Origin of the sequence: Chitinophaga lutea (assembly GCF_003813775.1) — a bacterium.
GTDB classification, from domain to species: domain Bacteria; phylum Bacteroidota; class Bacteroidia; order Chitinophagales; family Chitinophagaceae; genus Chitinophaga; species Chitinophaga lutea.
Window position 1 is genome coordinate 299,752 of sequence record NZ_RPDH01000001.1, and the last position, 22,501, is coordinate 322,252.

13 protein-coding genes and 1 other RNA gene are annotated in these 22,501 nt (G+C 51.9%); 6 read left to right on the top strand and 8 right to left on the bottom strand.

Annotated elements, in window-relative coordinates:
- Positions 1 to 80 precede the first annotated feature (80 nt).
- Positions 81 to 656, bottom strand: a complete 576-nt coding sequence (locus EGT74_RS01115) for an RNA polymerase sigma factor (RefSeq protein WP_158617949.1) — start codon at positions 654 to 656, stop codon at positions 81 to 83.
- A gap of 310 nt (positions 657 to 966) precedes the next feature.
- On the opposite strand from EGT74_RS01115, the gene EGT74_RS01120 reads away from it, so the two are divergent.
- On the top strand, positions 967 to 1,308 hold the full coding sequence (locus EGT74_RS01120) for a HopJ type III effector protein (protein ID WP_123844654.1): 342 nt from the start codon (positions 967 to 969) through the stop codon (positions 1,306 to 1,308).
- A 124-nt stretch (positions 1,309 to 1,432) separates the two neighbouring features.
- Here the strand turns inward: EGT74_RS01120 and ssrA are convergent.
- The 4 genes from ssrA to EGT74_RS01140 form a co-directional block, all read right to left on the bottom strand.
- Positions 1,433 to 1,804: a transfer-messenger RNA gene (gene ssrA, locus EGT74_RS01125) on the bottom strand.
- 24 nt (positions 1,805 to 1,828) lie between these two features.
- Complete coding sequence (gene rseP / locus EGT74_RS01130) at positions 1,829 to 3,166, bottom strand: RIP metalloprotease RseP (RefSeq protein WP_123844655.1); 1,338 nt, start codon at positions 3,164 to 3,166, stop codon at positions 1,829 to 1,831.
- 33 nt (positions 3,167 to 3,199) lie between these two features.
- Positions 3,200 to 4,360 carry a 1-deoxy-D-xylulose-5-phosphate reductoisomerase gene (locus tag EGT74_RS01135; protein WP_181954722.1) on the bottom strand — a complete coding sequence of 387 codons (1,161 nt, stop codon included), beginning with the start codon at positions 4,358 to 4,360 and terminating at the stop codon, positions 3,200 to 3,202.
- Positions 4,361 to 4,470: 110 nt separating this feature from the next.
- On the bottom strand, positions 4,471 to 5,970 hold the full coding sequence (locus tag EGT74_RS01140; RefSeq protein WP_123844656.1) for a GH3 auxin-responsive promoter family protein: 1,500 nt from the start codon (positions 5,968 to 5,970) through the stop codon (positions 4,471 to 4,473).
- 187 nt (positions 5,971 to 6,157) lie between these two features.
- Between EGT74_RS01140 and rplU the strand changes: the two genes are divergently transcribed.
- The 5 genes from rplU to EGT74_RS01165 all read left to right on the top strand — a co-directional run bounded on the left by rplU (position 6,158) and on the right by EGT74_RS01165 (position 10,543).
- Positions 6,158 to 6,592 carry a 50S ribosomal protein L21 gene (gene rplU, locus EGT74_RS01145; protein ID WP_246008095.1) on the top strand — a complete coding sequence of 145 codons (435 nt, stop codon included), beginning with the start codon at positions 6,158 to 6,160 and terminating at the stop codon, positions 6,590 to 6,592.
- A gap of 35 nt (positions 6,593 to 6,627) precedes the next feature.
- Positions 6,628 to 6,906, top strand: a complete 279-nt coding sequence (gene rpmA, locus EGT74_RS01150; RefSeq protein ID WP_120515559.1) for a 50S ribosomal protein L27 — start codon at positions 6,628 to 6,630, stop codon at positions 6,904 to 6,906.
- 68 nt (positions 6,907 to 6,974) lie between these two features.
- Positions 6,975 to 7,334: a histone gene (locus tag EGT74_RS01155; RefSeq protein ID WP_123844657.1), complete on the top strand. Its 360-nt coding sequence runs from the start codon at positions 6,975 to 6,977 to the stop codon at positions 7,332 to 7,334.
- Positions 7,335 to 8,171: 837 nt separating this feature from the next.
- Positions 8,172 to 9,857, top strand: a complete 1,686-nt coding sequence (locus EGT74_RS01160) for a helix-hairpin-helix domain-containing protein (RefSeq protein ID WP_123844659.1) — start codon at positions 8,172 to 8,174, stop codon at positions 9,855 to 9,857.
- On the top strand, positions 9,857 to 10,543 hold the full coding sequence (locus EGT74_RS01165) for a PrsW family intramembrane metalloprotease (RefSeq protein ID WP_123844661.1): 687 nt from the start codon (positions 9,857 to 9,859) through the stop codon (positions 10,541 to 10,543). Before EGT74_RS01160 ends, EGT74_RS01165 begins: the two co-directional genes overlap by 1 nt.
- Before the next feature lie 2 nt (positions 10,544 to 10,545).
- Here the strand turns inward: EGT74_RS01165 and EGT74_RS01170 are convergent, their stop codons facing one another.
- The 3 genes from EGT74_RS01170 to EGT74_RS01180 all read right to left on the bottom strand — a co-directional run bounded on the left by EGT74_RS01170 (position 10,546) and on the right by EGT74_RS01180 (position 22,113).
- Positions 10,546 to 10,752, bottom strand: a complete 207-nt coding sequence (locus EGT74_RS01170; RefSeq protein ID WP_123844663.1) for a PLDc N-terminal domain-containing protein — start codon at positions 10,750 to 10,752, stop codon at positions 10,546 to 10,548.
- Positions 10,753 to 11,591: 839 nt separating this feature from the next.
- Positions 11,592 to 12,503, bottom strand: coding sequence for a PorP/SprF family type IX secretion system membrane protein (locus tag EGT74_RS01175; RefSeq protein ID WP_158617950.1), 912 nt, complete (start codon positions 12,501 to 12,503; stop codon positions 11,592 to 11,594).
- A gap of 10 nt (positions 12,504 to 12,513) precedes the next feature.
- Entirely contained in the window at positions 12,514 to 22,113 is a 9,600-nt protein-coding gene (locus EGT74_RS01180; protein WP_158617951.1) for a Calx-beta domain-containing protein, read from the bottom strand.
- Positions 22,114 to 22,501: the final 388 nt, after the last annotated feature.

The window sequence follows — 22,501 nt, forward strand, 5'->3', positions numbered from 1 at the left end:
TTGTCGCCATGCAATCCGGGCATAAATGCGTTGAATGGAAGCCTCCCTTCCCTGAACTGGAGCCGGGGAATGGCTGTTGTTTATCGGGTGCTCCGCCGTGGCTGGATAACCTGGCTTTCCTCCAGTAAGGAGGCGATCTTCTTTAAAGAATGGTACAACTGCGTTTCCACCGTTCTTACGGAGGTGTTCAGTATTTTAGCGACTTCCCGGCAATTCAGGCCTTTTTCCTTGACCAGGTAAAATACGAGCTTGGACTTCGGGGGAAGCTGGTTGATAGCCCTTTCGATGCTCAGGACATTCTCCTTTCCGATCATGGAAGACTCGGGGGTGGAAAAATTGTACAGGCTCCTGTCGTCCAGCTCTTCTATAGCCACATCACAGGTATTTTTCCGGGCTTTCAGGTAGTTGATCGATGCATATTTGGTGGCAGTATACAGGTACGCGGAGAGGTTATTGATATTGCCGAGGGTTTTGCGGTTCTGCCAGAGCCGGAGGAATACGTTTTCCACCACGTCTTCGGCCGCCTGTTCGTCCGCCACTATCGGCCTGGAAAAGGCAAGCAGGTCGAAATAGAACAAATCAAAAATTTCCCTGAAAGCTTTTTCATCGTCATTTTCGATTCGTTTGGATATTTCAGACAACCGTTTGTTTTCCAAGGGCATTATTTATTTGAGGGGACAATATCTATGCTTTGAGGGAATTAAGTTATTAGATTTTTTTGATTTTTTTATTTTTTTTATCAGGAGGAACCTGTAGGTCCGGAAACGGGGAATAGTAAAACGAAAGCTCTCCGGTTTAGAAGGTCTCCTGTAGATCTACGCGGAATTTTATAATTTCGGCCGGCACATGTTTGATAGAAACTACATCTTTACATTTTGATATTTTGGGGCGTCGCATGGCACGGCAGCTGTTAAAGCGGCAGCTTCCACACGAGATTACATTCATTTTAAACAGATAAAATTCAGCATGAAAGAGCAATTGAGCAATTTAATTACGCAGTTAAAAAACAACTCAATCACGTTCAAGGAAGTGATTGAATTCATTGAAACGTACTATCAACATCAACCGACCGCCTTTAAAAATGGTGAAGCATATAATGAGGCAACGCAGAACCAGGGGAGTGCAAAGGTTTTTTCGTTTGCGCAATTAAATCACCTGAGCAAGGAAGACACCCTCTATCTGTTTGCCGAGCACTATCAATCGGTATTAAGCAAACCTGCCGGAACGGATCATCAGAATATCAGGCAATTTATGGCGCATGGCTGGCCTGGGATAGTTTTTGAGGGACAGGCGCTGCTGGCGAAATAAGGCAGTATTAAAAAGACTCATACTCAACAGCAGCCTGAGGCTTATTCGGAATTCAAATGGAACCACCGTACACAAGGGGTTCACGCATAAAAAAACCGCCTGTAAGTCATTGACCTACAGGCGGTTGTGGAACTGGCGGGAGTCGAACCCGCGTCCAAACATATTCCCCAAAAGCTTTCTACATGTTTATTTCTGCATTGATTTGTCGGAACTCGGCAGGGGCAGAACAAACCAACCTCGTTCGTATCCGTTTAGATTTTCATTACACACTCACAGAAACCATGTGTACCTATCCCGCTATGGTTTTGATTCAGCGGCAGGAGTCGTAGTGGGTCACAACTCAGGCGGCTATAATGGGTACCTAATCTGATTAGGCAGCCATGGCGTAGTTAGATTCGCCAATTAAAGTTTGGGTATTCAGATTAACGTGCTAATTATCCAACGCACGACATGCTTACACTTTCAAAGACCTATGCTGTCAAAACCGGTCAGCCCCAGTATTTTTGCAGTTGCAAAGATACTAAAATTTATCCATTAACCAGCGCCAGATATCCAGGCCGTTGGCATACAGCAGTAAGCCGAACAGGATCACCATCCCCACGATCTGCGCATATTCCATGAAACGTTCACTGGGCTTGCGGCCGGTGATCATTTCATAGGTCAGGAATACCACATGCCCGCCGTCGAGCGCCGGGATGGGCAGGATGTTCATAAAAGCGAGGATAATGCTCAGCAGCGCCGTCAGCGTCCAGAAGCTCTGCCAGTCCCACACGGACGGGAACAGGTTACCGATGGTCATAAAGCCGCCGAGTGATTCACTGGCTTTCACTTCCTCCGATACGAATATCAGCCGTAACTGCTGTACATATTTTACCAGGGTCGAAATGGCCCGGTTAAATCCGGCGGGGATGGCCTCGCCGAAGGTGTAGGTTTTGGTGGCGATATCGAGCTGTTTGTCCATCCTGGCCATAACGCCCAGGCCACCCTTGGTGGGCACTTTAGTGGTTACCTGGATGGTATCGTTGCCGCGGAGCAGCGTCAGGTCGACTGTTTTACCGGTATCGCGGCGGATCAGTTTCTGGAATTCGTGGTAATACTGTACGCTGGTATCGTTCACGCTCAGCACTTTGTCGCCCTGGCGCAGCCCTGCTTTAAAGCCGGGCTGGTCGGCAAAAACGGAATCGAGTATGGGCAGCACCCTCGGCATCACGATGGCGCTTTTGCGTTTGATGGTTTTATTCACAAACCCCTTCGGGATTTGCACGTTCACGGGTTGACCATCTCTTTCCACCTGGATGGTTTTGGCTTCGTTGAGGATCACGTCGCGGGTGATGTCGTCGAAACTTTCCGGCACCTGCTGATCGATGGAAACGATTTTGTCGCCGTCTTTCAAACCGATGCTCTGCGCCAGCGAATCGGCCACGATGCCGTATTTCACACTCTGCATGGGGAGGTATTGTTCGCCCCAGTACCACAAAATCATGGTATAGATCAGGAAACCGAGGATGAGGTTCACCGTTACTCCGCCGATCATGATAATCAGGCGCTGCCAGGCAGGTTTGGAGCGGAACTCCCACGGCTGCGGGGGCTGGCTCATCTGCTCTTTGTCCATGCTTTCATCTATCATCCCGGAGATTTTCACGTAACCGCCCAACGGCAGCCAGCCTACGCCGTATTCCGTATCGCCTTTTTTGAATTTGAAAAGGGAAAACCAGGGGTCGAAAAACAAATAGAACTTCTCTACTTTGGTTTTGAACAGTTTGGCAGGGATAAAGTGCCCCATTTCGTGCAGGACTACCAGTATCGACAACGACAAAATCAACTGTCCTGCTTTAATTAATATTTCCGATGTTTCCATGTATTTGTTGGATGTATACTTTTTTTGCTATGTTTAAATCAGGCTGTGGATCAGTTCCGCCGCGTGCTCGCGGGCGGCGCTGTCCGCCTCGTAATAATGCTGTAAAGTCGGCTTTTCCATAAAAGGAATCTTTGCCAGCGTTTCTTCGATCACCTCCGTCATTTGCAGGAAACCGATGCGGTTCTTCAGGAACGCGTTAACAACTTCTTCGTTGGCGGCATTCATCACACAGGCGGCATTGCCTCCCTTCTTCAATACCTCTATGGCAATGGCAAGGTTACGGAATGTTTTGGTATCCGGCTGCTCAAATGTCAGCGAGGGGTAATTCTTGAAAGAAAACCGGGGGAAATCATTGGACAAACGGTCCGGGTACCCCATGGCATACTGGATGGGCAGTTTCATATCAGGCAGGCCCATCTGGGCTTTCATGGAACCGTCGGTAAACTGTACCATTGAGTGAATGATGGATTGTGGGTGGATGACCACTTCAATCTGTTCTGCGGCCAGGCCAAACAGCCATTTGGCTTCTATCATTTCCAGCCCTTTGTTCATCAGGGTGGCGGAATCGATACTGATTTTGGCACCCATGCTCCAGTTAGGGTGCTGCAGGGCGTGATCTTTTTTGACGTTGATCAGGTAATTGGTTTTCTTGCCGAGGAAAGGCCCGCCGGATGCGGTCAGGATCACTTTTTCCACCCTCGCCGGCTCGCCGGTGAGGCACTGGAAAATAGCGGAATGTTCCGAATCCACGGGGATGATGGGCACTCCTTTTCTGCGGGCGGTGGCCATCACGATGTCGCCGGCCACTACGAGGGTTTCCTTGTTGGCCAACGCTACGGGCGTGCCCTGCTCCAGCGCGGAAAGCGTGGGAGCGAGCCCCGCAAAGCCGACAATGGCGGCCAGCATGAGATCGATCGAGTCCCAGGCGGCCACTTCCACCATGGCGGCTGGCCCTGCAAAAACCTTTATGCCTTTATCAAATAAAACATCTTTTACTGCGGTGTATTTGCTCTCGTCACCAATCACTACGGCATTCGGCTTGAATTGGATGGCCTGCTCTATTAAAAGGTCTGCATTCTGTTGTGCGGTGAGCACTTCCACCTCGAATTTATCGGGGTGTGCAGCGATTACTTCCAGCGCCTGCCGGCCAATGGAGCCGGTAGAACCAAATATGCCAATACGTTTCTTACTCATGATCAAACAGAATGTCTCCTGTGATTAAATTTAAAGGTTTTTTCCATTATGCGTGCGGAAACCGGCCGGCCCGCTCTGGCGGGGTGGCCGGGAGAAAGGGCGATATGGTGTCAGCGCCCCTCCAGATATTTCCCTAATTCATCGGCGATGCGCCTGTCGTTGCTCAAACGGGGCACTTTATTCTGTCCGCCCAGCTTACCGATGGATTTCATGTACTCGATAAAGCCGTTTTTCCTGACAGGCCTGATCTTTAAAGGTTGCAATATATTACCGGTTAACAAATCGTCGTAATAAATGTTGCGGCTGCGCAGCTGCCCGTCTACCTGCAGGGCGAAGGCCGACAGGTCGTCCGGCACCTGTTCGAACTCCACGAACCACTCGTGGTACGGCAGTTCCCCGTTCACCTGGATGCGCGGGGCCACAGTAAATTCGGTGATACGCACCCCCTTTGTGTCCGCCACGCCCATCAGACTTTGTTCCACTTCCTCACCTATGACGTGCTCACCGAAAGCGGAAATGAAGTGTTTGGTGCGGCCAGTCACCACGATGCGGTAGGGGTTGGTGGACAGGAATTTAACCGTATCGCCGATGTTATAAGCCCACAAACCCGCGTTGGTACTCACGATGAGGGCATAGTTGACACCTACCTGCACGTCTTTCAGGGTGAGGCGGGTGGGATTTTCGTTGAAAATTTCCCCAGCCGGCACGAATTCGAAGAAGATGCCGGCGTTGGTATTAAGCAGCAGTCCCTCCTGCTCCTGAGAATCCTGGTAGGCGAAGAAACCTTCGGAGGCTGGGAAAGTTTCGATGGTGGTCACTTTGCGGCCGATGGAATCGAACAGTTTGGCTTTGTAGGGTTCGAAGTTCACGCCGCCATGTACCAGGAGGTTAAAATTCGGGAACAATTCGCCGATGGGCTTGCCGCTCCGGGCGATGAGCTCGTCGAAGTACATCTGCATCCATGGCGGAATGCCGCTGATCAGCCGCATGTCCTGCTGGATGGTTTCATCCACGATTTTGCCCAGTTTTGTCTCCCAGTCTTCGATACAGTTGGTTTCGTAGCTGGGGAGCTGGTTGGTGCGCAGGTAGCGGGGGATCTGGTGGTTGGCGATGCCGCTCAGGCGTCCGGTGGGGATGCCGCCGACCCTTTCCAGTTCGGGGGAACCGGAGAGAAAAATGAGTTTGCCGTCGAATGCGCTGGTGTCGCCGGTTTCCACCACGTTCATGAACACCGCGTTGCGGGAGGTGTTAAAGTGGTGGTCCACAGACTCTTTGGTGATGGGAATGTATTTTACCCCGCTGGTGGTGCCTGAAGTTTTGGCAAAATAAATAGGCTGCCCCTTCCATAGTATATTGTGTTTCCCTTCTTTGATCTTGTCGATGTAAGGCCTGAATTGTTCATAATCCCTAATGGGAACCCCCTGTTTATAGGCTTCATAGGACGTGATTTCGTCAAAATGATGGTCTTTCCCGAATTCTGTCTTCCTGCCTGTCTTCATCAAATCTTGCCAGATAGCTTCCTGGTCTTCTACCGCCCTGAGCATTTCCTTCTTTACCTTGTTGGCAATAATGGAAGCAAATGGTTTGGCCAGCAGTGATTTAAACTTCATGCCCCTGTTTTTAATGGATAATCGTAAAAAACAAAAGTATAAAAAATGTACACAGGATCACAGTTTTTAAAAGTGGCTGCAATGGGCCATTGGCGCGGCATGAAGGCCGGAAGAGGTTAAAATGCTGGTACTCCGGGGATGCCAAACAATTGTTAAAAAAAACTAAAATTCTAAAAACTCCGTATCTTTGATATGTAAAAAGCTATTTTTCAATAGGATGACCGCCCCGGGCGATCCGCCGTCCTGCAAAAAAGTATTAAATTCTTTGTTGATTAAAAAACAAAGTAATACCTTTGCAGGAAATTATTTTTGGAATATTATGTTCGCAGTTGTAAAAATCGCAGGCCAACAGTTCAAAGTTCAGAAAGATCAGGAGATCTTTGTGCAACAACTGTCTGGTAATGTTGGAGATAAAGTAGAATTTGCAGAAGTTCTGCTGACCGACAACGACGGTAAAGTTACCGTGGGTACTGATGTAAAATCAGTGATTAAGGCGGAGATCCTGGGTCATGTTCAAGGTGATAAAGTGATCGCTTTCAAAATGAAGAGAAGAAAAGGCTTCAGAAAGAAAGTGGGTCACCGTACTCATTTTACCAAGATCAAGATCAACGAAATTGCTTAAATTTATATTGACTAAAGTTATAAAGTAACAATACAATGGCACATAAAAAAGGTGAAGGTAGTGTTAAGAACGGTCGCGATTCCCAAAGCAAAAGGCTGGGTGTTAAGATCTTCGGTGGCCAGGTGGCGGTAGCTGGCAATATCATTATCCGTCAGAGAGGCACAGTTTATCACGCAGGTTCTAACGTAGGTATCGGTAAGGATTTTACCATCTACGCGTTGACAGATGGTGTTGTGGAATTCAGAAAAGGGCGTGAAAACAGGACCTTTGTTTCCGTTAAATCATTTGACACCACTGCACAAGCGGAAGCGTAAGTGTAGTGATTGCCATAAAGTTTTTTTTAATACCCAATTTTAATTACTAACCCAAAATTCAAAAAACAATGGCAACAATTAAGAAAGCTGCTGCTAAAAAAGCTGCACCTAAAAAGAAAGCCGCTGCTAAGAAAGCTGCTCCTAAAAAAGCTGCTGCTAAGAAAGCCGCTCCTAAAAAGAAAGCTGCTCCTAAGAAAGCTGCTCCTAAAAAAGCCGCTGCTAAGAAAGCCGCTCCTAAAAAGAAAGCCGCTGCTAAGAAAGCTGCTCCTAAAAAGAAAGCCGCTGCTAAGAAAGCTGCTCCTAAAAAGAAAGCCGCTGCTAAAAAGGCTGCTCCTAAAAAGAAAGCTGCTGCTAAAAAAGCACCTGCTAAGAAGAAAGCTCCTGCTAAAAAAGCAGCTCCTTCTGCACCTGCAGCTCCGGCCATGTAAGATCGGATTTACAAACTGTAGCATAAGCACCTCGGTAACACCGGGGTGCTTTTTTTTATGAGCCATGCCTTCCCGCTTGTCCTTCCCAGGCAAATTTCTCCCTTGCGTACGGGCATTTCCAGCACCCACCTTTCGCTCCTCACGACGAAATCATCAACAAGTGCCTCAACTGGCATTCACCCTCCACCCTCTTTTGTTCTCTCCAGCCGAGTCCTAAACGCAGGCTTTTACAGGTAGTCTCCCAACGCCCTTATCCTCTTTCCTGCCCCCTAATGTCGTTACGGTTGGTCCCACCTCCCTTTTGTCCTTGCTAACCGAGTTACTAAACAGGATGTCTTTACAGACAGTTTCTCCGCTCCATTTTGCTCTTTCTTGCCGAACCCAAAACAGGATACCTTTACAGTCAGACCCACCTCCCTTTTACTTTTTCCAGCCGCGTTCCTAAACAGAATTACAATCAGAATCTCCCCTTTAAGCTTTCCTCCCTTTACACTTAGACCCGCCTACCCTTTTACTTTTTCCAGCCGCGTTCCTAAACAGAATTACAATCAGAATCTCCCCTTTAAGCTTTCCTCCCGCCACCCTAGACGGGATATCTTTACACTTAGCCCCGCCTACCCGTTTACTTTTCCAGCCGCGTTCGTAAGAGATCGCGTCTTTAAAGGCAGCCCCATTTCCTCTCTTTTGTCCATTCCAGAGTTCCTAAATAAGGTGTCTTTTACAGGCAGTTCCTCCCTTCTTACATTCTTTCTAACCGAATCCCTAAACAAAATGCCTTTACAACCCGTCCCCTCCCCCTTTTGCTCTTTCCAACCTAATCCCTAACTTACAGCCTCTATGGAAAATTATATCATCGCAGATAACTTCTCACTGCTGGCCAAACTGATGGACATTCACGGCGACAATTCCTTTAAAGCCAAGTCCTTCGCCAACGCCGCCTTCCAGATCGAAAAACTTACCGTCCCCTTGCAGGAAACGCCGCAGGACGCCATTTTCCGGATCAAAGGCATCGGTGAGTCCACCGGTAAAAGTGTGATAGAAATGCTGCAAACCGGGCAATTTGCAGCCCTCGATGAATACATCCGCAGAACCCCGCCCGGCATCCTCGAAATGATGCGCATCAAAGGCCTTGGGCCCAAAAAGATCGCCACCATCTGGAAAGAACTCGAAATAGAAACGCTCGGAGAGCTCCTGTATGCCTGCAACGAAAACCGCCTGCTCCTCCTCAAGGGCTTCGGACAGAAAACGCAGGACAGCATCCGCGCCAGCATTGAATTTTTCCTCTCCAACCGCGAACGGTTCCTCTACGCTGAAGTGGAATCATTCGCCGCCGAGCTGGAAACCCTGCTCCGCAGCACCTTTGCCCCGGCACAGGTGGCTGTTACCGGCAGCTTCCGGCGCCAGCAGCCCATTATCGACGAGCTGGAATTTGTGATCGGTGCGCCGATCGACCAGGTGGCGGAAACTTTCAAAACCATGGAGGCCTTCAACCGCCTCGACAATACCGACGATGCCCTCCTGCTCCAATTCAAAGAGCACGTGAAAATAAAAGTCTACGGCGTACAGCCGGAGCATTTTGCCGTCAAACTCTTCACCACCACCGGCTCCGATGCTTTCCTCGAAAAGTTCTTCGCTCATACCGGCCAGGCATCCGGTGGCGCGGCGGCCACGGAAGAAGACATTTTCCGGGAAGCGGGCCTGGCTTACATCCCGCCGGCGCTCCGTGAAGGGCGTGCCAACGAGGTAGCGCTGGCTGCAGCCAATCAGCTGCCGCAACTGATACAGGCGGCTGATATCCGGGGCATCATCCACTCTCACAGCCAATGGAGCGACGGCCTGCAAAGCCTCGAAGAAATGGCCAAAGCAGCCAGGGACCAGGGATTTGAGTACCTCGTCATCAGCGATCACTCCAAATCCGCCTTCTATGCCAACGGCCTGCAACCAGAACGCATTCTGGCCCAGCACGAACAAATCGACCTGCTTAACGCGCAGCTGGCGCCGTTTAAAATATTCAAAAGCATCGAGGCCGACATCCTCAACGACGGCAGCCTCGACTACCCGGACGAGATCCTGGCCAGCTTCGACCTGGTGATCGCCTCCGTGCACTCCAACCTCAAAATGACGGAAGAAAAGGCCATGGCCCGTGTGTTAAAAGCCATCGCCAACCCGTACACCACCATCCTCGGGCATATGACCGGCCGCCTGTTGCTGAGCCGCAACGGTTACCCGCTCAATCATCCGCAGATCATCGACGCCTGCGTGGAACACGGTGTGGTGATAGAACTGAACGCGCATCCCCGCCGCCTCGACATCGACTGGGAATGGATACCGTACGCCCTCGAACAAGGCGCGCTGCTTTCCATCGACCCGGATGCGCATGCCATTGCCGGTTTTGCCGACGTGCGGTACGGTACGCTGGCCGCACAAAAGGGAGGCCTTACTGCGAATAAAAACCTGAGCAGCTTCACGCTGGCGGAACTGGAAGCCTTTTTACAGGCCCGTAAACAATCAAAACTCCGCTGATGTTGTACCACTCCCTCGCCATTGCGCTGGCGCCCGGCATCGCCATTTCGTTGCTGATTTACTGGCTGGATAAGCGCGACCGCGAACCGGTGCGGCTCCTTATCCGCAGTTTTTTGCTGGGCGTGGTTTGCACCTCCTTTCCATTGCTGGTGGAGGGCTTAGCCGGCCGTGTGGACTGGGGAAAAGGCGGCGCCTGGGGTATTGCCGCTTTTGCATTCGGGATAGTGGGCCTGAGTGAAGAGCTGGGTAAATACTTCGTGCTACGCTATTTTGCCTTTCCCAAACCCGAGTTCAATGAGCCCTTCGACGGTATCGTGTATTCCGTCATGGTCAGCATGGGTTTCGCCACCACCGAAAACATCGCCTATGTTATGCAGTACGGCATAGGTACGGGTTGGGTACGTATGTTCATTTCCGTGCCCGCACACGCGGCTTTTGCCGTGCTGATGGGGTATTATGTGGGCCTGGCGAAGTTCATCCCCCAGCACCGGAAAACGCTCCTGTTTACGGGCGTTTTCTGGGCGGTCGTTTTTCACGGGGCCTTCGACTTTTTCCTCATGTTGGGTGACAACGTGTTTCTCGTGCTCGCCTCCCTCCTCTGCCTTTACATCGGCATACGGTTATCCATCCGTGCCATCCGGCACCATACGGAAATTTCAGAACGCTGGAATAAACGGGAAGATTAAGATTATTGCTGACGGGTTACATAACGGCGCGTTAACCAAAAATAAAGCGCGTAACCCAGGTATGGCAGGAAGAAGACCAGTATGAGCCATTTCAGATGGTAAGGACGGTTATTCGCCTGGCGGAAGGTATGCAGGATACAAAACCGCACTACCAGCCATATATGCACCATAAACAACAGTGTGATCCATATTTCAGTGTTGTTGTCCATGCACTCAATCTACGAATTTCCCGGAGAAAAACCTTCCATTCAGGGCAAAAAAAGAGCCCGATTTGAAAATCAGGCCCATCCTCCAAATTAACTAGTAATGCAAAGTGGATAAAAAAGTTATATATCGAATTGATACTTGTATAATATAGGTTTAACACATAAGCCGTACTTCACTGTTCCAAATCTACAAAAAAAAATTAATTCTGTTAGGAATACTAAGTTTTTTACGTGCATAAAAAAAGCCTGGTGTCATCCAGGCCCGTTTTATATTCAAGTTAGAAACCATCTAAAAAAAAGGAGCCCGATTCGAACATCAGGCTCGTTTCTCTCCAATTTAGCTTAAGACAAAAATCCCTTATTCCCTAATAAAAAATGTATGATAATATCATCCATAAAGCCTTGTCCGCAGCAGTTAAAAGAAGGAGCCCGACACGACCATCAGGCTCGATTTTTTCTCCAATTTAGCTTAAGACAAAAGCTTATGCAGGCAACTCGTCACCTGCAAAATATCTTAGGATGACTTACTGAGATCAATTTTTGAAAGAACTTGTTTGCCGCTACACTGGCCTATCAAATTCGTTTAACCAAATCTAAAAGAAAAAAATGAACAAACAAATAATTCAGCGTTAGGATAACTAACAATTAACCAAATTTCCTTGAAAGACCGGGAAACGCAATACTGTAAAGGGTTTACAAAACCAGTCGGTGTACATTCAGCCAAAGAACAAAGGATTCCTAACCATACTCATTTCAACGCCGATGTATATACGCAACAGCCTCACAAGCGGATTTGTCTGTATTAGATATTTTTTTATACAATATATAAGAAACTGCAAACATTAGAATAAGCGGGGCGTCAGGGTTTTGCCTTTTACCAGGGAAAAACGGTAGTTCAGCATCAGTTCGTGAGAGCCGGTTTGCATCCCTTTCAGATGTGTCGACGATGCGAAATCATATGCATAACCCAGGTTGAAATGCTTCAGTACCTGCACCTGTACCAGCGCGCTGGCGGTCTTTTCGGTTCGCCAGGTAACACCCAGCCATAACAGCTTCTTCACGATAAAGGTCGCATTCAGGTCCATCTGCGTGCCGGCGCCCGATACCTGCCGCAGCAGTATGCCGGGCCTGAACTGCAGGTCTTTGTTGATATCGGCCAGAAACGCCCCCTGCAGGTACATATGCCGCTTAAACTCGACCTTGTTTTCGCTGCCGCCGATGTCAAAGTTGTGAAACGACGGGGCAGACAGCCCCACGAAGAATTTCTCCGAATACAGCAGGAACCCGAACCCGACATCGGTTTTCCAGTACCGCTGGTTAGCGGCAAACACCGGGTCGTCCGTACCCAGGTGCACATTGTTCTCCCGGAACTGCTCCATCCCTCCTTTCAGCCCCAGCGCCAGGAAAATTTTGTCATCCAGCTTTACCTTTTGCGAGATATTGAAGTGATAACCGGTTTGGGAGTAAACAGTGATCTCGTCTTTCATCGCAAAAAAGCCGATGCTCGTATTGGTAGCTTTGATGGGCGTATAGAAGGTGAAGGTGGACGTTTTGGGCGCCCCTTCCATGCCCACCCACTGATTGCGCGACACGATGGTGGCGCTGCTGAATTCATCCATCGACGGATGGGCAGGATTGATGACCATCCCGTTGTACTGGTATTGCGCGTAAACAGGATGTTGCTGCGCACTGACGCGAAGTGCGCAGCAGCTGATCATCCCTATGGCAAAAATCCTGATGAGGCTTGTTTTCATGTTGCTGTTTTTACAGGCCGTTTTTAATAACGATATAACCATTGTAGCGGGTCACCTTCCCGTCGCTTCCCCATACCTGTAGTATGTAGAAGTAGGAACCATCGGGCAGTTCCTTCCCGGTACCGCTGCCTACATTGGCCTGACCGTTGAAGTTGTTGGAACTGTTGTGGTAATTGGTGGTTTTGAAAATGGTGCCGCCCCAGCGGTTCACGATCACCACTTCATTCCTGCCGTATTTTTCAATGTTTTCGATAATCCAGACATCGTTTTTACCGTCGCCGTTCGGCGACATGGACCTGGCGGGACGAATCTCCATATCAACTTCCTGGTCATCGTTTTCGATGACGCCGATGGCGGTACGGCGCGTGCCGGGCACAGGCGTGTTCAGCCCGCCGCTCACTGTAATGTTCGTCAGTTTGACAGCAAAATATTTATCGGCTTCTTTTTCGATATCACCGGTGATAGGCACGGTAATATCGGCCTCGGCCTGCATGGGCGGTATGGTGATGCTGGTGATATTTTGCTGGAAGTCCGTGCCGGCTTTGGCGCGCTGCGGATCTTTATCCGCTCCTGCGCCTTCAAAGGCATCGGCAAACTCATACTGGACCTGTATCGCCCTGCTGCTCATGCGGCTCAGCTGCAGTGTGAACGGCATCACGCCCACGCCGGCATTTCCTTCTTTGAGGCGGGCAGTGTCCTGTTTAAAGCTGATCTGCAGCGGGTCGTTATCCGTTACCACGGTGGCAGTGTTGCTGCTCGTGCCTTTGCCGTACGCCTGGCCGCTGCCGCTGAACGGTTGTATCACCAGGTTCACATAACCGTTATCGTCATTCACTTCGTTTTCATCCACGGTAATCCGGAAAGTGACTTCCGTCTGGTTGGCGGGCATGGTCACCGTGAGCACGTCGCCGCTCCGCGGTACGTTGGTGGTGATGGTTCGTGCCGCATCGTACTGCAGCTGTATCGTTACCTGGATGTCTGCACCAACAGCCTGCGACGATTTTAACGTCACCGGCACGGCAGTGCCCTCCGCTACCTGGTTGAGCCCGAATATTTCCATGCTCACCACGTCATTGTCGTAAAGATTGACGGCCACGGAAGAAGGGGATGCCACCTGCTGGTTGACGCCCGGCAGTGCACCGGTGGCCGACGTAAGCGTGATGACGATGGTTTCGGGGCCTTCGAGCTGCGCATCATCTTTCGGCTGAATGGGCACCAGCACTTCGTTGCTGCCGGCCGGGATGATCACGGAGCCGGTCAATGCTTCATAGTCCGTGCCTGCGAGGGCAGTACCGGCTACGGTGTATTGTACGGTGACCGGTACGGCGCTGGTAGCCTGCGGATTGCTGAAACGCACACGCACACTGCCTGCTGTAGCCGGTTCTGTGGCATCGGCCACTTTTTCAATGATCACCTGCGCATTGTCGTTATCTGCTACCGGCATCACTTGCGCCGTGTTGTCCACATTGCAGTTTTCCGTATTACCGAACCAGGTAAAGGTGGCCGATTGCAGGGTCAGCACCGCTGTTTCGGGGCCTTCCACGATCAGATCATCCTGCACGGAGACGGTTACACTGGCTGTTGTTTCACCGGCTTTGACCACCGCCTGTCCGCTAACGGGAGCATAATCGCCTCCACCGGTGGCGGTACCGCTCATCGCATAATGTACTATTACATCGGCCGGCGCCGCAGCACTCAATTGTATGCTGAACATGCCGTGGGTACCAGGCTCTGCGGCATCGGCCGTTTTCTGCGCGGTTACGCTGATTTGCGGCGCGGGATCGCCCGGGATGGTCATGTTGTTGGCCGCAATAACGGTGTACCCCGCCGCTGCACCCGTCAGTTTCAGCTGCTCGGTCGGTTCCGTTTGATTATCCTGTATGGCGGTGAGTATGACGGTCACCTTGTTCTGGTCTTTGGGAAGGATCACCGGGTTGACAGGAAGGCTGTAATCCGCTGCACCGGCGGTGCCCATTGCATCCGGCGTTACCGTAATGGCAATATCCGTAGAAGAAGTAATGCCGGCCGGTAGCGCAAACGTCACTTTGCTGGTATTGCCTTCATGCAGCACCGTAGAATCCGGCGTGATGCGGATTTCGCGGTTGGTCGCCGTTTGGCCGGTGGCATCGTTGATAAAGATGTCCGTTCCTTCAAAAGTGAAGCCTGCCGGGGCCGTACCGTCTACCCGCAGTTTCTCCTGCTGTTCGATGATCTGGTCGGTTACCGCGGAAATATCAAAATCATCGCTGCTGTTGCGCGTTGCCGGGATGGTGATGCTCACCGGTAGCTGTGTATGATCGGTGTCCGCGGCGGTAGACGCACCGCCTGTTTTGGCGAGCTGTACGGTGATGTCTTTGCTGCTGGTAATACCTGCCGGCAGCCTCACCACAAAATCACCGGTGCTGCCTTCCGTCAGTTGGGCATTCACGGGCGTCAGCTGCAGTACTTTATTGAGGGGGTCAAGCGAAGTGGCGTCTTCCACCTGGATGGTGGTGCCCGTTACACTGTAACCGGCCGCGGAGCCTTCCAGTACCAGCGCTTCGGTATCTTCAAGTACCTGGTCGGCGGCGGCGGAGACGGTGAATGTCACTTCATGCTGGCCGGTGGCGATCGTCACAAAAGGCGGTAAGGTAGAATGATCCGCATCCAATACACCGGATGTGACGCCTTTCTGCAGATCCACCCGGATGTCCGCTCCTGCTACGAGCGAACCGGGCAGGCTTACCGTAACGGTAGCCGTTTGGCCGGCTTCGCGGATAAGCGGTTTATCGCTGCTGATAGTGATGGCGCCGCTGTGGTGCAGATCCAGCACATCCAGCATCACATTGTTGCTGAAAGTGAAGCCGGCGGCGGAAGGTATAAGGAAGAGCTTTTCAACCGGTTCAATTACCGCATCGGCAACGGCCGCAACGTTTAACGTGACTGTGTTGCCCTGTGCAGGGATGGTCACCGAAAGGGGAATACCGCCGGTGATATCACCTGCTGCAACCGCCGGTGTGGCGCTGCCGGGAACCAGGCTGATCACGACAGGCTGGTCTGTCGAGATACCGGCAGGCAGGCTGAAAGTAATATTGGCAGTAACGCCCTCTGTTACCTGTGTATCGCCGGAAATAGTGATCAGCGTATTCGCGGCGGTGTTGGTGCCGTCTTTGATGGTAACGGCTGCTGTGACGGTTTTTGCGTCGCCCAGCACATTTGCCGCTGCCAGAATATTTAAGGTTTCATCTGCTTCCAGGATGCCGTCTGTCAGCGCATCTATTTCAAATGTCACTTCGCCGTTGCCGGAAAGGATATCCGCAGCCGGAGGGAGAACGAATTCGCCATCGGTTACCGTGCTGCCATTGTCTTTCGTCAGCTGCACCGTGATGTTTTCGGTTGCCGTTACGCCGGCAGGCAGGCTTATTTTCAGGGTCACCTTGTTGTTCTCCGTTACCGTAGCGGTTACCGGCGTGAGCGTGATACTCCTGTCGGTGGCGTCACGAATTACGGTGGTTGTCCCGGTCACGGCGATGCTGCCGGCTGAGCCGCCTAATACCAGCGTTTCATCTCTTTCCAGCAGCAGGTCTGTATTCGCAGTGATGATAAATGTTCCGGCAGATTGTCCTGCGTCGATGCGTAAGGTACCCAGCGGCGTATGGTCATCATCAGCGGCCTGCGAACCGCTTTTGGTCAGTACGATATCGATCGCCGAAGTGGACGTTACACCGCCCTGCAACGTAGCCGTTACAGTTATCGGCTGACCTTCCGTCACGGAAGGCGCGATCGTCAGTACCACCGCCGCAGCGTCTGCGTCCAGTACGTTCACGGATGCGGTCCCTGTGAAAGTGAAGCCTGCCAATCCGGGAGTGAGCAGTAACGTTTCCGTATTCTCGACCACCCCATCGTGCACGGCATCAAGCACCAGGTCAGCAAATGCATCGCCGGCTTTGATGGTCACCGTACTAGGTATGGCCGTGAAGTCACCAGCGCCGGCCGTACCGCCCGGCGTCAGTCCGATCACGATATCGCTCACGCTGGTAATGCCTGCCGGGAGACTGAACCGGATAGACTGCTGCTGATTTTCGGCAACATCTCCCCCACCCGAAATCGCAATGATATTATTACCGCTTTTATCCGTCACGTTCACGGTGGTTTCCTCCGTGATGCCGGTGCCGTACACGGAAGCGGTTGCGCTCAGCCGCAGTGTTTCCACCGGTTCGAGGAGATTGTCTTCCTTCGCTTCGAGCGTGAAGGAAACAGCGTCGGTGCCGGCGGCCATCACTACGGAAGCGGGGACGCTGTATTCAGCGGCATCGAGCGTGGTGCCTGCCGCCACGCTTTGCAGGTTGATGGTGATCGCTTCTTCCGTTCGCTGTCCGTTGGGCAAACGCAGCCACACTACCACGGTATGGCCTTCTTCAACTGAAGCCGCATCCGGCGTCAGCGTGAATTTCTTATTCGCTAATACGGTTGTGTTTTTATCGAGGATGTTGATCGTAGTGCCGGTTACGGGAATGCCCGCAGCCAGCCCTTTAATGGTAAGGGTTTCAGCCCATTCCAGGTACACGTCGTCCGGGATGGCGATATTCGTTTTGCCGGACAAAGGATCGCCCGGGTCGATGCGGATGCTGGTAAGAGCGCTGTAATCGCTGGCTTCAGCGGTACCGCCGTCCGGCGACAATGCAACGTCTATGGGCACAAGCGTCGTCATGCCGTTTTGCAGCACGGCCTCGAGCGTGAGGGTATTCCCTTCTCCAATGTCGGTTACCGACGGCACCAGTTTGATGGCCGCATCGTTGATATCCGCATCCGTCACATCCATCGCTGCCGTCCCGGAAATCGTGTAACCTGTAGCGGTAGCCGTGAACGAGATGTTTTCCAGCGGTTCGATGATCAGGTCTTTTTTCGCACGCAGCTGCAATTCATACACGCCTGCCGCGCCCGGAATGGTAATGGTGGCAGGCAGCGGATCCTCAAAATCAGCAGCCACCGCGGAACCTCCGGGCGTCAGCTGCACGGTGATGTCGCCCGTGCTTTGTACGCCGGTGGGCAAGCTGAAGCGGATTTTGGCGGAGCCGTTTTCCGTTACGCCGGGGTCGCTGGTGATCGTGATCACATTGTTTCCCGGCTTGTCTTTGATGATGATCGACTGGGTGGTACTTTGCGGGCCGTAACCATATACGGTTGCCTGTGCCATGATCACCAGTTCTTCGTCCGGCTCAATCAGGTTGTCGGTGTTGGCCGTCAGTACCACTTCTGCATAATTCCATCCTTTCAGGATTTTCACCGTTGCAGGCAGCAGCGTATACTCCGTTCCTTCCGGCTGCGCACCGGCGGCTGGGGCGGCGCTGAGCGTCACGTCAATATCGTCGGCTGCCGTAATGTTGTCCGGCAGTTTTACTTTGATCGTCATGTCGTCGCCTTCCGTCAATGATAAGGCAGGCGGAAGCAGGCTGATGGTTTTATTGGCATTGGTGCCTGTCTTGTCCTTAACAATAAATGATGTACCGTCGATCACGAATGAAGCCGATACCCCGCCCAGCACCAGCTGCTCATCGTTCTCCAGCACCAGGTCTGCCAGTGCAGTGATGGTAGCGGTCCCGGAAGACTGGTTCGGACTGATCGTGATAGTGCCCAACGCGCTGTGATCGGTAACTGCGTCGGTAGTGGAACTATTGTCGCGGTGAAGCGTCACAACGATGGGCTGGTTCGACGTGAAACCCTGCAACGTAGCGGTGACGGTAACATCATCGCCCTCGTTGACGGTAGCGGGCGCCACGGATAATTTTATCGTGGATGTGCTCAGATCTGTGTCCACCACATCGAGATTGATTTCATCGCTGGCGCTGAATGTAAATCCAGCGAGCGCGAGTTGCAGTTTCAGTTTTTCATTTACCTCAATCAACCCGTCCGAAACCGCGCTCAGTGTTAGCGTACCGGTGCTGCCGCTGGCAGGAATGGTCACGGTGACAGGATAGCCGGTATTAAAATCAGCCGGGCCGGCCTGGTCGGGCGTAGTGATCACGTTGGTGATGATCGTCAGCGCCTGCTGCGTGCTAATGAGCCCCGGCAGTTTGAACGTATAAGTAATGGAGCTGCCTTCGTTCACGGTAGTAGCGCCGGCCGGCGTTACCGTAATAATTTTGTTCGCGGCAATGGTGCTGGTAACGTCCGTTATATCCAGCATTTTGGAAGCATTCACCCCTGCCAGCAAATCCGTGCCGGCGGCGGTGATTTCCAGTTTCTCCGTGAGCTCCAGTATATTATCGGCCGTGGTATTCAGGGTCAGCGATGCTTTCCCCGCACCGGCCGGAATGGTCACTTTCGTATCGCTGAAGCTGAACTCCCCTCCCGCCAGCTCCGTTCCGGCTCCGCTGGCCAGGTTCACTTCGGTCGCTTTCCCTACGGTGATGTTCCCCGGCAGTTTCACCCAAACGAGCGTTGCGCCGCCTTCGGCCAACGGTTCGTTATCCGCCTCGATGATAAATTGTTTATTGGCCGCAACGGCGCCGGTCTTATCTTTTACGGTAAACGAAGTACCGGTAATCGTAAAACCGGTTTTGCTACCGCTCAGCTGGAACGTTTCATCTTCCTCCAATACATCATCCACTTTCGCACGCACGTTGAATTCAACGGACGAAGCGCCAAGCGGGATGGTCACGGTAGCCGGCAGCTCAATATCCGCTGCGTTGACCGTGGAGCCTGTGAGCCCGTCGAGCGTGATCTCGATGTCGGACAGGGCGGTGCCGGCCGACAATGACGCTACTACCCGGGTGAAGAGTACGCCTTCATCCAGCACAGTGGCATCCGGTGTAAAAATGATGGCGTTGCTGCCGCCGTCTTCTATGCTGATATCTTTCGTAAGAATGGTGGATTCCGTAGCCGGGATACCTGCATCGGTCACGTCCGTAGTCACATCGGCCGTCAGTGACAGACGCAGCAGTTCCGTCGGTTCAATCAGCGCATCGCCGGTGGCGCTGACTTTGATGATCTTTTCTGTTTCGCCCGGTGCAAAAGTGACGGTAGCAGCCGGGGTGAGCGTATAGTCTCCCGTCACCACTTCGGATGCCGCATCCAACGCAATATTTACGGTGATGGGGAATGCGGCCGTCAGTCCGGGTGTTGCCGGGTTCAGCGTAAGTTTCACATTCACTTCGTTGCCCTCCGTCACGTTCACCGGCGACATATCCTCCAGGTACACCTGCCGGTTTCCGGGGGTGTTCTCCACGTCCTGGATAACAACGGGGCCGCCCACCTGTACCACCGGCATGCCGTGGGAGAAGGTAAACACGAGGTGTTCTGAGCCTTCCAGCTTGTTGTCCATGAGTGATTTGAATGTGAAGGTGCCGGTCGACTGGTTGGCGGGTATCGTTACGGCGAGACTGGTCACCACTTCAATATCATCCGCACTGGCGGTGGAAGAAGGATCGATGAGTATGTTCAGCGTCAGCGCCTGGCTTACTTTTTTAGGTAATTGGATGGTAGCCGTGTATTCCATCGGGTCAATCTCATGCATCTGGTTCCCTTCATTGATGGTGATGGTGGCCTGCTGGCCCACCGGCACCTTGTCTTTCAGGGTGAGCTGAACAGGGCCCACTACGGTAAAGGCATTGTCGGCGTCGGTCACATCAAAATAGATGATCTCATCGGGCTCGATGAAATTATCGTGCAGCATTTCCAGTGTCAGCGTGCCGCTGTTGCTGTTGGCGGGAATGCTCCATGATGAAGGGAACACCGCGTTCTGGTTGTTATATTCGATATCGAGGAGGCTGGCGGTATTGATGCCGTCACTCTCATTATATGCAATATTCAGTACGATGGGTTTCTCTGTCGTTACGCCGGCAGGCAAACTGGCGGTCACCACCAGGTTGTCGCCCTCAAACGCAGGCTGCGGCGCGGAAGAGAACGTTATGATGCGATTTGCGGGAGCGGTCACATCGGCAATGGTGATGCCGGCGGTGTGTGTCCTGGTATCGGGCCCGAACACCGCGGAGGCAGTCAACTCAAGTGTTTCGTCGTCTTCGATGATCATATCACCCGTGGCCTTAAACGTAAAGGTCGCGGTGCGTTCGTTGGCGGGAATAGTGAGCGAGAGCGGGAACACCGGCTCGAAATCCGTGCCTTCAGCGGTCAGTATGTTAGCGGTAACCGTTACCGGCAGCGGTGTGGACAATAAATCACCCGTCAGCCGCACCGTTACCGTCATTTGCTGGCCTTCCGCGAGGGAGGTAAATTGCGGTTCCACGAATACTTTGTTCTCGTCATCATCCACGATGGTGTACACGGCAGACAGGATGCCGCCGCCTGTGAAGTTGAGATGCGGGGAACAGTTCGGCAGTATTTCGATCTTCAGCGTTTTGTCGATATTCTCGGTGGTATTACCTTTTATGATCAGGTTCGTCAGTGGCAGATGCGCGTTGGTGTAATCGCCGGCAGGAATGATCATCTTTGAATACAGCACCGTATAGTCGCCCGGCCCCGCGTCGCCGGTGCCGGTGGTGGTGGATGTTATCTTAAAATGGACTACCTGCGGCAGGTTAAAAGCAGCGTTCTGCAGATGCAGGGTTACACCGTCGATCACGTGATCGGCATTACCTTCCAGGCCTTGCGGGGTGGCAGACGACAGCCCTATTTTGGCGCGGGTGAACACCTGATCGTGCCCTCTCGGGAGCGTCGCATCTTCCAGTGCCGGCCCATCGTCCGTTTCATCGTATCCCACGATGAAACTCTTCCGCTCGTCGTAAATCCAGCCCGGCTGGAAACCATGATAAAAGTGCAGCGCTTTGTGAATGGCCATGCCTACCCCGGTTATTTCCGGGGGATTCTCCGTCATCATACCTGTCAGTTTATATCCCACCCCGGTTGCGCCGCGGTCGTCTCTCGGCGCCGTGTACCCTGCGTTGTAAGACGTAATACCGCCCGCGGCTTTCATAAAATGAGAGCCCGCGGTAGGCCCGCAACTGCCGGCGGACTTGCGGACGCCTACCCTGCCATATAAATTAATGGAAGGTTCGGCTGGTACGTGGATTTGCTGGTAGTGGTCGTTTTCGGCGAAGAGCGTCTGGTCTCTAAATCCCAGCCCGCAGTCCGTTTCATGTATAAAAGTGCGCTCCGAATGATAGATATGCACGAGATATTCGCCGTAATCTCCCCCCTGTGCAGGTATTTCGTTGGTGCTGATGAAATAATCGATGCGGTACCAGGGTTTGTTTGCCTCATAGGTATAAACCACCGATACGTTGAATATGGCGTTGGTCCTGTTTTTAAGGCTCAGCAGCTTCACCACCTTCCAGGGGTCCGACGCTGTGCCCTGCCCCTGCACGTCAGATATTTCACAGGCTGTTTTATGGAGTGTATCCGATTGTTCGGCCAGGGTCGGGCTGAACCGGCGCTCCATCATATAATAGGTCCGCATTCCCTGATCCAGTTGCGGCAGGCTCACGTTATCGCTGTACTGCTTCTGCCCTTTGTACTCCGTCAGTACGCTGTTTTCCGTGATGGTGATTTTCAGGCCGTTATCGGAGGCCGTGCCCCCGGTAGGGTTAATCACCACGGGAGGCACCTGCGCCTGTACGGTAGTAGTACAGCAAAACAACAATGCCGCTACGGCAAAACGAAGGCTGATCTTCATAGGATAGGATAGGACTAACATAAAAACATTAAAATTTCTTTACATACACACTATGTTTCGCGAAGCTGACGTTTATATGCCGGACGGTCCGCCGGTGCGACAATTCTCCTGAGGGCCGGCTTTTTGATTCTCATCTCTTCCTGTAATTCCTTCTTTAACAGCGACTTATTCCATCAATGACTCCGAAAAACAATATGTAATAAACTGGAAATATACCTCGTCAATTAGCAAATATATTATTTTTATAATATTATTACAAATAATAATTGTATTAATTTATCTATATGACTTAACCGGGCAGGTTGTTTTAAGGGGTTCGGTTTAAGGAGGATATGTACCTAAAAAGCATTATGCGAAAAGTTAAAATAAAGGTAGATTTGCAAAAAAT

Excerpts from the sequence above, each read along its gene's own strand:
- EGT74_RS01165 (WP_123844661.1), top strand. The coding sequence starts at position 9,857 with ATGTTGTACCACTCCCTCGCCATTGCGCTGGCGCCCGGCATCGCCATT.
- rseP (WP_123844655.1), bottom strand. The coding sequence starts at position 3,166 with ATGGAAACATCGGAAATATTAATTAAAGCAGGACAGTTGATTTTGTCG.
- EGT74_RS01140 (WP_123844656.1), bottom strand. The coding sequence starts at position 5,970 with ATGAAGTTTAAATCACTGCTGGCCAAACCATTTGCTTCCATTATTGCC.
- EGT74_RS01120 (WP_123844654.1), top strand. The coding sequence starts at position 967 with ATGAAAGAGCAATTGAGCAATTTAATTACGCAGTTAAAAAACAACTCA.
- EGT74_RS01135 (WP_181954722.1), bottom strand. The coding sequence starts at position 4,360 with ATGAGTAAGAAACGTATTGGCATATTTGGTTCTACCGGCTCCATTGGC.
- EGT74_RS01160 (WP_123844659.1), top strand. The coding sequence starts at position 8,172 with ATGGAAAATTATATCATCGCAGATAACTTCTCACTGCTGGCCAAACTG.
- EGT74_RS01155 (WP_123844657.1), top strand. The coding sequence starts at position 6,975 with ATGGCAACAATTAAGAAAGCTGCTGCTAAAAAAGCTGCACCTAAAAAG.
- EGT74_RS01180 (WP_158617951.1), bottom strand. The coding sequence starts at position 22,113 with ATGAAGATCAGCCTTCGTTTTGCCGTAGCGGCATTGTTGTTTTGCTGT.
- rpmA (WP_120515559.1), top strand. The coding sequence starts at position 6,628 with ATGGCACATAAAAAAGGTGAAGGTAGTGTTAAGAACGGTCGCGATTCC.
- EGT74_RS01175 (WP_158617950.1), bottom strand. The coding sequence starts at position 12,503 with ATGAAAACAAGCCTCATCAGGATTTTTGCCATAGGGATGATCAGCTGC.
- EGT74_RS01170 (WP_123844663.1), bottom strand. The coding sequence starts at position 10,752 with ATGGACAACAACACTGAAATATGGATCACACTGTTGTTTATGGTGCAT.